Source organism: Arthrobacter sp. Rue61a (assembly GCF_000294695.2).
Taxonomy (GTDB): domain Bacteria; phylum Actinomycetota; class Actinomycetes; order Actinomycetales; family Micrococcaceae; genus Arthrobacter; species Arthrobacter aurescens_A.
Genome location: NC_018531.1, coordinates 2,224,240 through 2,237,986, shown reverse-complemented (window position 1 = coordinate 2,237,986; position 13,747 = coordinate 2,224,240). Strand labels below are relative to the sequence as shown.

Sequence of the window (13,747 nt, the reverse complement as noted above, 5' to 3'; positions counted from 1 at the left end):
GGCGGCCCACATGCGGGCAGTAGTCAAAAACGCAGCCGAACGAGGCGTCTCATACGTCACCGACGCCGGCGACCCCAAGGCAACCGAGGGATCGGTCGTCATCGAAGTCGGCGCTGCCTCCCTCTGCGGCACCGATCGCGAACTCTACGAATGGACCCCCTCAGCCCAAGCCTTCAACCTCAACCTTCCGGTGGTCCTCGGCCACGAAGGCGCGGGCACCGTCGTCGAAATCGGCCCCGGCGTCACCGGTCTTAAAGTCGGCGACCAAGTTGCCCTCGAAAGCCACCTGACCTGTGGCCAGTGCTTCCCGTGCCGCACCGGAGACGCCCACACCTGCGAACGGACCGGCATCCTGGGCATGCACATCGACGGCGTCTTCGCCGAATACGCCGCCGTGCCGCAGGACATCTGCGTCAAACTCCCCACCGGCTTGTCCTTGGAATCCGGCGCCCTTCTCGAAGCAGCCGGCGTCGCAGTCCACGCCATCCAGCGGGCCAACTACTCCGTGGCAGGCCGGGCGGTGCTCGTCAGCGGGGCAGGCCCGGTGGGTCTCGTCGTGGTGAACTTGGCTCTACTCATGGGCGCCTCCCACGTCATCGCCGTCGACCCCAACCCCTACCGCCGCGCCCAAGCCGAAAAACTCGGCGCAACCGCGCTGCACCCCAACGACGGCATCGTTGAACGCTGCCGCGAACTAACCGGCCGCCGCGGCGGTTTCGACGTCGCCTTCGAATGCTCCGGAGCACCAGGCACACTGGCAACCCTCTTCGAAGCCGTCCGCCGGGAAGCCACCGTCATCACCGTCGGACACCCCAGCCGCCCCGCGGAAGTCGATATCGCGGCGTACATCAACAAAAAGGGCATCACATTGCGCGGCATCTTCGGCCGCCGGCTCTGGGAAACCTGGGAACAAAGCCTGCTGCTACTGGACTCCGGAAAACTGGAACTTGACTGGCTCATCACCCACCGCATGAAACTCAGCCAAATTGACGAAGCCGTAGAGCTCCTCACCGGAGACGCCTGCAAAGTCCTGCTCATCCCGAACCTCGGCTGATAAGACCTTCTGGGAGGCAAACGGTCTCCGGCCATTAGTAGCTGACCCTTCATGTCGGAGCAGGTCTTCATCTGACGCAGCACACGCTAAAGCACGAACCCCTTCTGACGAGCGGGTTTGTGGTGCCCGAGGTGGGACCCGACCGTAATGCCAGGCCTCAAAACAGTGGAAAGGGGCGGAAACGTGCTCAATCCGGGCCAGCCAGATTGGTGTGAGAGGTAGTCCGTGGCGGGGAGTGTGGACATTTTCCACACTCCCTTTTTGCCTATGCCCAAGAACCATATGTGAATTCCAGGTGCCAACACTAGGCTGGAAGGATTCAAACCGAGTAACGGTCAGTAGTTGCAAAGGACTTTTGGGAAACATGCGGTGGGTGGCACCTGACGCTCTTGCAGCACACTTTGATCGGGTGGTCCTGATTTTCAATCCGGCCCGACCCGGAATGGCCACGCGGATAGACGCCCTCGAGCAGGAATTGCTCGCCGCGCTGCCCGAAATGAAAGTCGAGACACAGCCGACCGCTTTCGCGGGGCACGCCCGGGATCTTGCACGCTCAGCGGCGGCGAACGGATCTCCACTCATCATTTCCGTCAGTGGCGACGGCGGATACAACGAAGTCGTCAACGGTGTCATGGACATTTCATCTACTCGGGCAGTGTGCACCGTTCTACCCGCAGGCAACGCCAACGACCACTTCAGGAGCATGCCGGTACGGCAGCTGACGGAAGCTATCCGTAATGGTTCGGTCCGTCCGATGGATCTGCTCCGAATCACGTTGAGTGGAGAAAAAGCGGATCAAGTCCATTACGCCCACTCCTATATAGGTTTCGGGCTGACCCCCTTGATGGCGATCGGAATTGAGAAGGGAGGTAAAGGAAAAGTCCTTGAACTTCTCTCCGTGACCAGAACACTGTCCAGTCTGGAGCCGTTTGAGCTTGAGCGGGCAGACGGAGCAGCAGCACAGTTCGACAGTCTTGTCCTGGCAAACATCTCCCACATGGCAAAATACGGAACAGTAAGCGATAAGAACAACCCCAACGACGGTCAATTCGAGATTGTGACATTGCCACACTCCGGGCGCTGGCGAATGGCCTTAATGACGCTGCGCGCGGTGACACTTGGCCTCGGACCGCAGCCCAGCGTCAACAGTTATTCCTTCACAACGCGGAACGCCATTCCCTGCCAGATTGATGGGGAAGTAGTTCACGTTCCGGCAAACACCCACGTTTTGGTGGAAAGCGCCAAACACGCGCTCACCATCATCTGACACCATAAGCGGCACCATCAAGATGCCACGGCTCCCGCCCACCCATGAGCACAGCGTTTGCAGGTCCCGTCTCCGCACGGAGCCGCACTCTCCTGCCGTGTCTCGCCCTCGTCTTCAGGAGAATGCACCCTGCTAGCCTCTCCTCATGCGCACAACGTCGGCACGAACCAAAGCCACCGCCAACGGACAGCGCGTTTTGATCCTGTCTGCAGGCGTGGGATCCGGGCATAACAGCGCAGCGACCGCGGTACAACAAGCATGTGCCGCACGCGATGACATCGCCGAGGTGCAGGTGCTTGATGTGCTGAAGGTAAGCAGTGTGCTCTACCGAGCGCTGCTGAGTAAGGGCTACTTCGTCCTCGTGGAGGACTTGCCCTGGTTGGTCGAGTGGGGTTACGACATCAGCAACCCGCCGTTCCGGCGTCGCGGCCCGATTGACCCCTGGACGCGCTTGAATGCCAGCCCGGTTATCAGTGCCATCAAGCAGTTCCGGCCCACCGCGATTGTGTGCACGCATTTCCTCCCGGCCCAGCTGATGGCCTCACTGCTCCTTCGCGGCGTGATCGACGCCAAGACAGCTGTCGTGACCACCGACTACGACTTCCAAGGCTTGTCCCTTTCCGGGGCGTTCCACAAGATCTTTGTGGCCAGGGAGGAGGGAAAGGTGGAGCTGATGGCCCTGGGTCTTCCTCCCGACCGTGTTGTTGCCACGGGAATCCCGATCACCAAACAGCCCAGTCCAGCGCCCGTACGCGATGCCAAAAAGCCGCCGATGCTGATCATCTCAGCAGGTGCGACCGGCGGCGACTACGCTGTCTCGGTGGTGCGGCAAACGATGCACATGCGCTCGGCGTTCACGGCGACAGTCGTGTGCGGAAACAATATTGCGTTGCGGCAACGCATCGAAAAGCTGGTGGCGACCGCCCGCGACCGCTACAGCGTGCTCGGCTTCACGACAGAAATGCCGCAGCTGTTGCAGCGGGCAGATTTGTTCGTGGGCAAGCCGGGTGGGCTCTCGGCGTCGGAGTGCATGGCTGCGGGGCTGCCGATGGTACTTGTGAACCCGATCCCTGGTCAGGAGGTACGCAACGGCGACTACCTCATGGAGCAAGGCGCGGCCGTCCGGTGCAACGCAGCGGCAACGATCGGCTGGAAGATCGATCAGGTGCTGCGTGAGCCCGGCCGTTTGCAAAAGATGCAGGCGGCGGCGCAGAGAACAGGTCGCCCTGATGCTGCGGCCGACGTACTAGGTGCCCTCCTGGGCGGACCGTCCCGTCCGCTGGTCGTGACGCGGGCGGCGCAGAGGACCATTCTTGCCGCCAGCGAGCAGCGCTTCGTCGCGACCGATCTCACCGGCCCCTCCTCATTGGTCCGATTAGTCGACCAGGCTTCGGGCAGCACGGTTGCACTGCTGCAAGAGGAAGAGCTGGCGGATCTGCAGAAGCGGTACACGACGCCGGACGAAGACATGGTCCTGCGCCCAGGCCGAGCGTCTCTGATTCTCCACTGGGAGGAACGTCGGCTGCTCCGCGCCATGCTTCGGGGCGATGACCATTTGGCGGTCCGTGTCGAAGGGCCGTTGGCCCCGTTTCGCGATCTTCCTGGATAATCGGCGGAACCCCTGACTACATCAGGCCGGCTTGACGTCTGAAGTACCTTCCTGGTCAATCAGACCCTCCGTGCGACGCAAGCGGACGGCGTTCTCCCAGCTGTCCGGGCTGTGTTGGCTCGCTTGCAGGGCCCACACTCCCGATCGGGGAGACCAGCGCCGTGTGGTCGAATCACGCTGCAGGGTGGGGCCCGCATCCAAAACGACACGCACGGTGGTCTCCGCGCCAGGCTGTAGGGTCACCTTCCGGAAGCCAAGGAGTTGGGCCACAGGTCTGCGGAGGGACACATCTGCCGCATAGACCTGAACGACGGTTGAGCCTTTGCGATGGCCTTTGTTCGTTACGTGCACGTTCGCGTTGCCGCCTGAGCTGTCCAAGGTGTGGTCAATGAGTCGGTGCTCGAGGGTTGTATAGCCCAGGCCGAATCCAAACGGGTAGGCGGGCCGGTGCCCCTCGCCGTCGAGCCTGCGCTGACCCCATTGAGCGTCATAGACCACGGACTTGGCAGCGGAGTCGAAGAATGGCAGATGCGCGGCATCCGTTGGCAGCACAAAGGGCAGCCGTCCGCCGGGCTCCTCACTGCCGGTCAGCACACTCGCGAGCGCACGGCCGCCCTCCATACCGCCGTACCAGGCAAGGAGGAGCGCTGGCACGCGATCACGCCACGCCTCGGTGAGGATCGCACTGCCGCTAACAAGCACGACGACGGTCCTGGGGTTCGCGGCGACGACCGCCTGGATAAGCCGCTCGTCAGAGGGACGCAGGTTAAGCGAGCTGCGGTCGCCGCCCCGGACGAAGCGCGAGGCCAGGTGTGCGAGTCCAATGAGAACCTGTCGGAGAGGGCCTGAGCCAAAGGTTCGGCCGATCACGCCCACGTCTACACCTCCAGTGACAACAGATTCGCCTTCATCGTGCTGGTCCAGCCCGACGACGACGATCGCCATCTCCGCCGCGGCGGCCATCGCCGCCGCGCGGCGCTCGTCTCGGCCGGTGGTGGTCGATATCAGGACACCGGGAAGCGCCTCACGCAAGCCCTGCAGCGGCGAGACAGTGGAGGGAGGACGGACGCGTGAGGAACCATGATCGCCGAGGTTCCCTTGTGCGGCGAGTCGTCCGATCACCGCGAGATGCTGGATGGTGGGAGCCAAAGGCAGCAGCGGTGCCGCGCCGACGGTTTCGTTCTTCAGCATTACGATCGACTCCGCAGCGACTTGGTGGGCGAGCGCCCGGTGCGCCGGGGACGCAATAACGGCGCGAGTAGGGGCCGCCAGTTCCCGGTTCGCGGCATGCTCGACGCACGTGCGCAGAACCCGGCGCGCGGATTGCAGAACTGTGGCCCGGGCCAGGACACCGTTCCGCAGCGCGGCGGGCAGCTCGCGGGCGCGTAGCAGCCGCAGTGGCATCTCCACGTCCATCCCCGCCTCCAGGCTGGCCACTGCGTCGTGGGTGCCGAACACCCAGTCGCTCGTCACGAACCCGGAGAAACCCCACTCCCGCCTCAACACGTCGGTGAGCAGGGCGCGGTTGACGTCCATATACTCGCCTCGCACGCGGTTGTACGAACTCATGACGGAATCGGCGCCAGCGTCCACTACAGCCTTGAAGTGCGGCAAGTACACCTCATGCAGGGCGTGTTCGTCCACCGCCACGTCCACCTCGAATCGCTCGTTCTCCATCGAGTTGAGCGCGAAGTGCTTCACGCACGCCATGACGTGCAAACGTACGCCTCCTGTAAGGGCCGATCCCATCCGGCCGGTGAGCACCGGATCTTCTCCGTAGCATTCCTGGGCCCGGCCCCACGCGGGGTGGCGAAGGAGGTTCACGCAGACGGAGGCAGAGTAGTTCGCTCCCCTCGCCCTGGTCTCCAAACCGATAGCGATCCCGACACGTTCCTCCAGCGATGGATCCCAGGTCGCTGCCCGGGCAATCGTCACGGGGAAAGCCGTGGAGGCGCCTATCACTACACCACGGCCACCGTCGCTGAACCGAATGCCTGGTATGCCGAGCCGTGAGACCGCCCCGGCCACGAACGGTCGTCTGTCGAGCAGAGCGGGAATGAACGGGAGCACCCACCTGGACGAGTCGCCGTCGAGCAGGCCGAGAACCTCCCCCTCCGTCATCCGGTCTATCAGCTGGTTCGCCGCTTCATCCGCGCTGATTTCACCCGTCCGGACTGCCCGGACTGCCTCGCCATACGCACTGCTTTCCATAGTCATCGTCTCTGACGAAGCCTGCTCCCGCGTTAGCGCTGCCCGACGTCCAGCGGTCATGTTCATGTACTAAAGTCTGCACCCTGTGCGCATGCACCCACGCATGCCGGGATTGCCGGCGGGCGGACAGATTGAACTGGCCGCCCGCCTTGCAGATTAGGTCCGAGTGCCAAGAGTGGCTGTTCCCAGCGGCCTCCTGGCGCCGAGCATGCCTGTTCCAGCGTGGCAATTGTTGTACTCGTAGTACTGCTGGTCGCGTGAGACCACTGCAACCTCATGGCTGAGGCGAAGCCTAGCGCCCGCGTTTGCCTGCAGGAATGTCATGGCGGACCTAAAGATGGCGACGTGGGTGGGATGCGATTCCGCCCACCTCTCCATATCCTCCAGGCTATGCCAGAAGCTCAGACCGAAGCTCTGTTCAAGGACATTGCCGTTTCCATCGCTGCTCGTCATGTACCTGTTCGCGTAGCAACCGATCGATGCACCTTCCGTCGTCAGGAAGTCCATGCCTGCTTTCAGCTGGGGTTCCACATCGCTGAAATAGGACGCACGTTCTGCGTCGTCGCAAAGGCTCCAGTCTTGGCCGGAACGGATGACCGCCAGGTTGTCGTGCGGTTCAACCCGGACGATCCCCGGGTTCCGGGGGACGACTGGATCGCCCACAGGCTCGAGGGCGTCGGTTTGCGCAATCGGCAGGCGGTCTCGCATGCTGCCCCAGTACCCGTGCTCCTGGATTTCCCCAGTGAATCCTCCTGTGGCCATTCGCGCGGCGCCTTCCGGGAAGGTATTGGAAGAATACAGGGTCTCAAACCTGCGTGCTTCCGGCGTGACTGCTTCGATCCAGCGGCCGTAGTCGGAGGGCTCCAGGCCAGCACCGATCAGTGCGTCACGGTGCTTCTTGAACCAGCGACCATAGGCTTCGACATCGTCCCAATAGGCAATGATGACCTGGTTATCGAAGCCTTGTTCGTCCGTGTGGACTGCATGCTCGCGGGACATCGGTGCGTCTTCGTTGGCACACAGCTCCCACATTCCAGCGGAAGCTACTTTCGCCTCGTGAGAGAGCGGCGCCCTGCTTTGGACGCCGAGGAAGGCGCAAACAAGATTGCTGACGCCTTCCGCGAATCGCACGGAGTAGGACGGATAGGGCGGCGTATAGCCAGCACCTGCCCGCTTCGGGCGCGTCCGTTTGACAGTGAAGTGTCTCGGGATCGAAGACTCAATAGCCGGGTCTTGCCGGCTTGGGTCAGGAGCCATCTAGAGTTCCGCCATGTCTGGAAGGGCTGGCTCCTCTACGTGGCGGAACTGTTCAGGACCGGGGGCGGAATCCGCTGGCGGGGCGGCGTCGATGACGGCCCGCCGAGGAACCTTGTTGAGGACCAGCTGGGTGACATCGGGGCGGGCGTAGTGGCCTGCGGGGTCGGAAATAGTCTTCGACGCTGAGATGAGACCCAGATCTATCTCAGCGTAGATGAGGCCTTCCTGGTTTTCCGGGAGGGATTCGTGGAGTTGCTGGCCGTCGGGTCCGAAGATGCGGGCATGTCCGCCGCCGGTTTTCAGGAGTGCCTTCTGCATGTCGGTGGTGCACATTTCGTCGACCATCTCCTGGGATACGGTGGCGCAAGGAGCCAGGACGAAGCATTGGCCTTCCACGGCATAGATCCGCGAGGCGGAACTGTTGACCTCAGGGCCGAGGGCGTAAGCGCCACCTTCATAAAGGGAAAAGCTTGGCCATGCGGCGACGTGGACCTGCTCGTTTTGGGCGTACATGGCGTACTTGGACAGTGGCTGCAGGTGCTCCCAGCAGCAGAGCCCCCCGACGCGGCCCAGCTTGGTGTCCCAGACGGCAAGGTCGCTTCCGTCGCCTTCGCCGAAGATGGTGCGCTCCACAAAGGTAGGCTTGAGCTTGCGGCGCTGGGAGATGGTCTGCCCTTCACTGTCGATGAACCATTGAGCGATGTAGAGGCTGCCGCCGTGGCGTTCGCTCAGGCCCATGCTGACCATGATGTTGTTTTCCTTGGCTGCCTTTGAGATCCGCTCAGCCTGGGGAGTGCCGTACTCGAGGGAATTATCGAAGTAGCGTTGGGTGTATGGCGGTAGCCACAGGGCAGGGGCGTCGAGCCAGGCGTACCATGGGTAACCCGGGAGCCAGGTCTCGGGGAACGCAATGATCTCCGCGCCGTTACGGGCCGCGTCCTCGATCAAGGCGATCGTTTTATCGATGGTCTTGTCCAAATTGAGGAATACCGGTGCTGCCTGAACTACGGCTGCCTTGAACTGGGGGTGGGTCATTGGGATCTCCTAAAGCATGTGATGCGAGTCATAAACTGAATGCATTTCAACGGTAAGTCTCAATTCCGAGGGATTCTTGATCGAGAATCGCAGGAACGTTGACTGCGAGTGTCACGTTGAATGCACCCCCGCTTCCCTTCTGAAATTGACCGCAGAGTGGGCGCAGGGCGACGGTAAGATGGGGCATGGCCAAGGTTGTGAGCACAGCGGCGGTGTCTCCCCGGAACAGTGTTTCGTTCTGGACGGAGGCCGTCTCTGATACTTTTGTTGTCCTCGACTGCAAGGCGGGTGACGGCCGCGAGTCCATAGACGGTGAAATAGCTGTCCAGACGCTGGCGTCGATTGATCTGGCCCGCGTTCGTGCCTCCGCGCAATCCGTCCACCGCACACCAGCCGCCATTGACGCTTCCTCCGACGACTACTATCTCGTGGGCATGCAAACCGAAGGCTCATGCTTGGTAACCCAGGATGGCCGCTCGGCAGCCCTCCACGACGGCGGATTCGCGCTCTATGACACCACCCGACCGTATTCACTGCTGCTGACCGACCACTTTGAGCAACTCGTGATCCGCCTTCCGAGAACCGCTTTGGAGCGATACTTGCCCGAAGCCGCCAGACTCACCGCGCTGGCAGTAAACGCGGATCCGGGGGCTGGACGTCTTCTGGTAAATACAGTGCAGTTCCTAGCGAACGATATTGACGTTCTGTCTCCCGATGTTGCCTTATCGGTCTCCCAGGGCGTTGAGCATCTGATTGTTGCTGGCTTGGGCGGCCTCACCCGGGGCGTCCCGGACGCGCACCGAATCTCCCGGCGCAAGCTCGTGCAAACCCATATCCTCGAAAACCTGGGCGACGAGTCCCTCAGTATCAAATCCATCGCAAGCGACCTTCACCTATCTCCGAGCAGCATCCACCGCGCCTTCGCAGCGGACGGTGAGACAGTGATGGGCTGGGTCTGGCAGCAACGTCTAAAGAGGATCCGGGAGACCTTATTGACCGGAAGATATGAGGGCACACTGACGGACTTGTTCCTTACGTGGGGATTCTCGGACCCCTCGCACTTCAGCCGGGCCTTCCGCCAGCGGTACGGACACGCGCCCTCGCAATTGCTGCGGCCGCTAGCCGACGACGCCTGGGCAGACCGGCGGCGGGACCCCGATCAATGGCCCTGACCGGACTGCAGCCTGGGCTAGCGCGAAACCAGATGCTGGGAAAGCAGCGCGGCGGAGTCCCGCAGTTCAACAATGCCTTCGGCGACTCCGACCACGAGGCCGAAGCCCTCGTCAGTCGTGAAGTCATGACGGTAACCGTTGATCCACAACAACAGAACCATGAGCGTCCATGCGCTGCGCCTTTTACCGTCAATGACCGGATGGAAGCGGGCCACCGACTCCAGCAACGCGGCCGCCTTCATCGCCAATTCCGGATAGGCCTCAGCGCCCATGACTGTCGTCGCTGGCCTGGCCAATGCCGAGGCGAGCAGGCCGACGTCGCGGATGTGTAACCCGTACCGGTCGACGCGAAGTACGGACCCTGCTGCCCGGAATCCCTCCACTCGACCAAGCCACTTCGCAGGAACAGGCGCTTCGCATGAACGTCCTCATGGAGGCAGGCAAAGCCGACGGCAAACCATTCATCATTGCTTTCGACCTTGAGCTGCCCAGATTCAGAGTTCCATTCGATATTCACAAAAGATAAACGCAAGTAACGCCGATAACGGCGCACATGTCGAGCATGTCGAGCATGAAAACATCGAGTCTGCAATCGCATGTGGGTCATGCCTGCCCGGTTACATGGTAGGGGACGAACGTTGGCCACCAAGCGTCATCAGTGGTGCAGCTGCATGCGTTGGAGGACGGTGGCGGATATTTCTTCCACGGACATGGACGCGGAGTTGACGTAAGGGATGTTGTTGGCCCGGTACATGTCCTCGGCATTGCGCAGCTCGAAGGCGCACTGATTCAGTGAGGCGTAGTTGCTGCCCGGGCGGCGTTCCTGCCGGATCTGGCTGAGGCGAACGGGCTGGGAGGTCAGCCCGAAACATTTGCTCGCGAAGGGCAGCAAGGGTTTCGGGAGAGTCATGGTGTCGAAGTCTTCCTCCACCAGGGGGAAGTTCGCGGCGAGGATGCCGTGTTGCAGGGCCAGGTACATGGTGGTGGGAGTTTTCCCGCACCGCGACGGCGCGATGAGTATCAGCTCGGCGCGTTCGAGCGCCCGAAGCGACTGACCGTCGTCGTGCTCTATCGCGTATTCGACGGCGGCCATGCGGGATTGGTAGCGGACGGCGTCACCCACGCCGTGGGCCTGGCCGGGCTTGCCGTTGGCCTGCGCGCCAAGGGTCTGTTCGAGTTGTCCGATGTGCGTGCCGAACAAGTCGAAGAACTGCCCGCGGCTCCGGGAAAGGATGGCACGGATGTCCTGCCCCACAGCCGTGGAAAAGATGATCGGCAGGGAACCGCTGTCCGCGACCCGGTCGATCAGTGCCACCACCTCACGCGCTTGCTCGCTGGTGGTGATGAACGGGATGGTGCGCCGTTCCAGCCGCTGGCCGGGAAACTGGGTCAGCAGCGTGTTGCCGAGTGTTTCAGCCGTGATTCCGGTGCTGTCGGAAAGGAAGAACACCGTGGGGGCGGGCACGGAGCCCGCCCCCGCGGTGGTGTGGTCTGCCATTTAGGCGGTGGTGCTGGTGGTACGTGTGGTGCGGGCCAGGCGCAGCCAGGTCTCGGTTACGGCATCGGGGTTCAGCGAAATCGAACTGATGCCCTGTCCGAGCAGCCACTCGGCAAAGTCCGGGTGGTCGCTGGGGCCTTGGCCGCAGATTCCCACATAGCGGCCCTTGGCGCGACATGCGGTGATCGCCAATTCCAGCAATTTGGTCACTGCCGGATTCCGCTCATCGAAGCCCTCAGCAACCAGGGCGGAGTCACGATCCAGTCCCAGAGTGAGCTGGGTGAGGTCGTTGGAGCCAATGGAGAAACCATCGAAGTACTCCAGGAACTCATCGGCCAGGAGTGCGTTGGCCGGCAGTTCGCACATCATCACGATCTCCAGCCCATCCTCGCCCCGGCGGAGCCCATTGGCGGCGAGGAGTTCAATCACACCGCGAGCCTCGTCCAAGGTCCGGACGAACGGGACCATCAGCTTGATGTTGCTCAGGCCCATCTCGTTGCGGACGTACTTCAAGGCTTCGCACTCGAGTTCGAACGCTTGGCGGAAGGACGCCGACAGGTACCGGGACGCGCCACGGTACCCGATCATCGGGTTCTCCTCCTCCGGCTCGAAAGCCGGACCACCGATGAGGTTGGCGTACTCGTTGGACTTGAAGTCCGAGAGCCGGATGATGACCGGATCCGGCGCAAACGCCGCCGCGATGGTGGCGATGCCTTCGGCCAGGCGGCGGACATAGTAATCGCGGGGACCATCGTAAGCGGCGGTCTTTTCCTGGATTTGCCGGACGGTGTAGTCATCCAAGGCAGCCGGGCGCTCAATTTCGCCTGCCACCGCCAGCAAGGCGTTGGGGTGGACGCCGATCTGTCGATTGATGATGAACTCCAGGCGGGCCAGGCCCACGCCATGGTTGGGGAGCCTGGAGAAACTGAACGCCTGTTCCGGGGTACCCACGTTCATCATGATCTTCACCGGAGCTTCCGGCATGGTCTCCACGCTGGTCTCGTGCAAGGAGTACTCGAGCAAACCCTCATAGACCAGACCGGCCTCCCCCTCAGCGCAGGACACCGTGACCGGGGCCCCGTCTTTGAGGATCTGGGACGCATACCCGGTACCGACGACGGCGGGGATACCCAGCTCCCGGGCAATGATCGCTGCGTGACAGGTCCGTCCGCCACGGTCGGTGACAATAGCCGCGGCCTTCTTCATGATCGGTTCCCAGTCCGGATCCGTCATGTTCGCCACCAGGACATCACCCTCTTGGAAGGAGGCCATCTGATCGATCGAGGTCAGCACCCGAACCTGCCCGGCACCGATCCGCTGACCGATCGCCCGGCCTTCCACCAACACCGTGGAACGTTCCGTGAGCGTGTACCGGGACGTGGTCCCGGCGGCCTTACGGGACTCGACGGTTTCCGGACGAGCCTGAAGAATGTACAGCTCACCATCCACACCGTCCTTACCCCACTCAATATCCATCGGACGGCCATAGTGTGCCTCGATGGCTACAGCGTGCCGGGCGAGCTCCTGGACTTCGGCATCGGTCAGGCTGAAACGGCTCCGCAAATCCTGCGCCACAGGAACGAAGTCAACGGTCCGGCCAACTTCCTCCGAGTCCGTGTAGACCATCTGAACGGCCTTCTCCCCCAGTCCGCGCTTGAGCACGGCCGGACGACCGGCTGCCAGGGCCGGCTTGTAAACATAGAATTCGTCCGGGTTCACAGCACCCTGGACCACGGCCTCCCCCAGCCCATACGAGGACGTAATGAACACAGCGTCCGTGAAGCCGGTTTCGGTGTCCATGGTGAACATCACGCCAGAGGCGCCGACGTCGGAACGCACCATCCGCTGAATACCGGCCGACAGCGCCACTTCAGAATGCGTGAAGCCGTGATGCACCCGGTAGGCTATGGCCCGGTCGTTATACAGGGAAGCGAACACATCCTTGATGGCCAGGAGAATGTTGTCTATGCCACGGATGTTCAGGAACGTCTCCTGCTGACCGGCGAATGATGCATCCGGAAGGTCCTCAGCCGTGGCGCTGGAACGCACCGCCCACGACACATCCCCACCATGCTCCTGCGTAAGGCGCTCATAAGCGGTCCGGATGTCTCCTTCGAATCCGGCCGGGAACGGTGTTTCACGAATCAAGGTGCGAATTTCCTGGCCGACTTTGGCCAAAGCAGTGACGTCGCTGCTGTCCAGGCCTTCCAGGATGCCTTCGATCCGGGCATCCAACCCGGACTCCGCCAGAAAACGCCGGTAAGCGTCCGCCGTCGTCGCGAATCCGCCCGGAACTTTCACCCCGGCAGAGGCGAGATTCCGGACCATTTCGCCAAGCGATGCATTTTTGCCGCCAACCTGGTCAAGGTCGGACAAGCCAAGCTCCGAAAACCAAAGAACGTTAGTCATAAATTGTGTCCTCCATTGGGCACGCTCTGACAAGCGCTAAAAAACTAGGTCATGCAAGGATCAAGGCACCAGCTCAGTGGAAGCAAATAGATGTGACTCGCGCAACATACCCACGAAGTAACGAAAGGTCATCAAGCTCGTGGGCAGCGGATCGAACGTGACTCAGGAAACTCGTGCTCAGAGGCAGGGAGTCGGCACAGATGATTCGATGGTGTCCATCATCCGGAGAGTTGGC

Annotated in this window: 10 protein-coding genes; 4 read left to right on the top strand and 6 right to left on the bottom strand. The window is 62.0% G+C overall.

Going from position 1 to position 13,747, the window contains the following annotated elements:
- The first annotated feature begins 10 nt into the window (after positions 1–10).
- From ARUE_RS10185 to ARUE_RS10175, 3 genes are all read left to right on the top strand, one after another.
- Entirely contained in the window at positions 11–1,054 is a 1,044-nt protein-coding gene (locus ARUE_RS10185; protein WP_011774595.1) for a zinc-dependent alcohol dehydrogenase, read from the top strand.
- A 364-nt stretch (positions 1,055–1,418) separates the two neighbouring features.
- Positions 1,419–2,321 (top strand): diacylglycerol/lipid kinase family protein, encoded by a 903-nt coding sequence (locus tag ARUE_RS10180; protein ID WP_043470158.1) that lies wholly within the window; start codon positions 1,419–1,421, stop codon positions 2,319–2,321.
- Positions 2,322–2,466: 145 nt separating this feature from the next.
- Entirely contained in the window at positions 2,467–3,930 is a 1,464-nt protein-coding gene (locus ARUE_RS10175) for an MGDG synthase family glycosyltransferase (protein WP_011774593.1), read from the top strand.
- Positions 3,931–3,951: 21 nt separating this feature from the next.
- Here the strand turns inward: ARUE_RS10175 and ARUE_RS10170 are convergent, their stop codons facing one another.
- The 3 genes from ARUE_RS10170 to ARUE_RS10160 form a co-directional block, all read right to left on the bottom strand.
- On the bottom strand, positions 3,952–6,207 hold the full coding sequence (locus ARUE_RS10170; protein ID WP_014921709.1) for a beta-glucosidase family protein: 2,256 nt from the start codon (positions 6,205–6,207) through the stop codon (positions 3,952–3,954).
- 90 nt (positions 6,208–6,297) lie between these two features.
- Positions 6,298–7,398 (bottom strand): phenylacetaldoxime dehydratase family protein, encoded by a 1,101-nt coding sequence (locus ARUE_RS10165; protein ID WP_014921708.1) that lies wholly within the window; start codon positions 7,396–7,398, stop codon positions 6,298–6,300.
- Complete coding sequence (locus ARUE_RS10160) at positions 7,399–8,433, bottom strand: carbon-nitrogen hydrolase family protein (RefSeq protein ID WP_014921707.1); 1,035 nt, start codon at positions 8,431–8,433, stop codon at positions 7,399–7,401.
- A 185-nt stretch (positions 8,434–8,618) separates the two neighbouring features.
- On the opposite strand from ARUE_RS10160, the gene ARUE_RS10155 reads away from it, so the two are divergent.
- Entirely contained in the window at positions 8,619–9,605 is a 987-nt protein-coding gene (locus ARUE_RS10155; RefSeq protein ID WP_014921706.1) for an AraC-like ligand-binding domain-containing protein, read from the top strand.
- Positions 9,606–9,622: 17 nt separating this feature from the next.
- On the opposite strand, the gene ARUE_RS10150 is transcribed toward ARUE_RS10155, so the two are convergent.
- The 3 genes from ARUE_RS10150 to ppsA all read right to left on the bottom strand — a co-directional run bounded on the left by ARUE_RS10150 (position 9,623) and on the right by ppsA (position 13,512).
- Positions 9,623–9,988, bottom strand: coding sequence for a type II toxin-antitoxin system death-on-curing family toxin (locus ARUE_RS10150; RefSeq protein WP_014921705.1), 366 nt, complete (start codon positions 9,986–9,988; stop codon positions 9,623–9,625).
- A 272-nt stretch (positions 9,989–10,260) separates the two neighbouring features.
- A complete protein-coding gene (locus tag ARUE_RS10145) occupies positions 10,261–11,103 on the bottom strand; it encodes a pyruvate, water dikinase regulatory protein (protein ID WP_014921704.1) in 843 nt (280 codons plus the stop codon).
- A complete protein-coding gene (gene ppsA / locus ARUE_RS10140; RefSeq protein ID WP_014921703.1) occupies positions 11,104–13,512 on the bottom strand; it encodes a phosphoenolpyruvate synthase in 2,409 nt (802 codons plus the stop codon).
- Positions 13,513–13,747: the final 235 nt, after the last annotated feature.

Excerpts from the sequence above, each read along its gene's own strand:
- ARUE_RS10185 (WP_011774595.1), top strand. The coding sequence starts at position 11 with ATGCGGGCAGTAGTCAAAAACGCAGCCGAACGAGGCGTCTCATACGTC.
- ARUE_RS10180 (WP_043470158.1), top strand. The coding sequence starts at position 1,419 with ATGCGGTGGGTGGCACCTGACGCTCTTGCAGCACACTTTGATCGGGTG.
- ARUE_RS10175 (WP_011774593.1), top strand. The coding sequence starts at position 2,467 with ATGCGCACAACGTCGGCACGAACCAAAGCCACCGCCAACGGACAGCGC.
- ARUE_RS10170 (WP_014921709.1), bottom strand. The coding sequence starts at position 6,207 with ATGAACATGACCGCTGGACGTCGGGCAGCGCTAACGCGGGAGCAGGCT.
- ARUE_RS10165 (WP_014921708.1), bottom strand. The coding sequence starts at position 7,398 with ATGGCTCCTGACCCAAGCCGGCAAGACCCGGCTATTGAGTCTTCGATC.
- ARUE_RS10160 (WP_014921707.1), bottom strand. The coding sequence starts at position 8,433 with ATGACCCACCCCCAGTTCAAGGCAGCCGTAGTTCAGGCAGCACCGGTA.
- ARUE_RS10155 (WP_014921706.1), top strand. The coding sequence starts at position 8,619 with ATGGCCAAGGTTGTGAGCACAGCGGCGGTGTCTCCCCGGAACAGTGTT.
- ARUE_RS10145 (WP_014921704.1), bottom strand. The coding sequence starts at position 11,103 with ATGGCAGACCACACCACCGCGGGGGCGGGCTCCGTGCCCGCCCCCACG.
- ppsA (WP_014921703.1), bottom strand. The coding sequence starts at position 13,512 with ATGACTAACGTTCTTTGGTTTTCGGAGCTTGGCTTGTCCGACCTTGAC.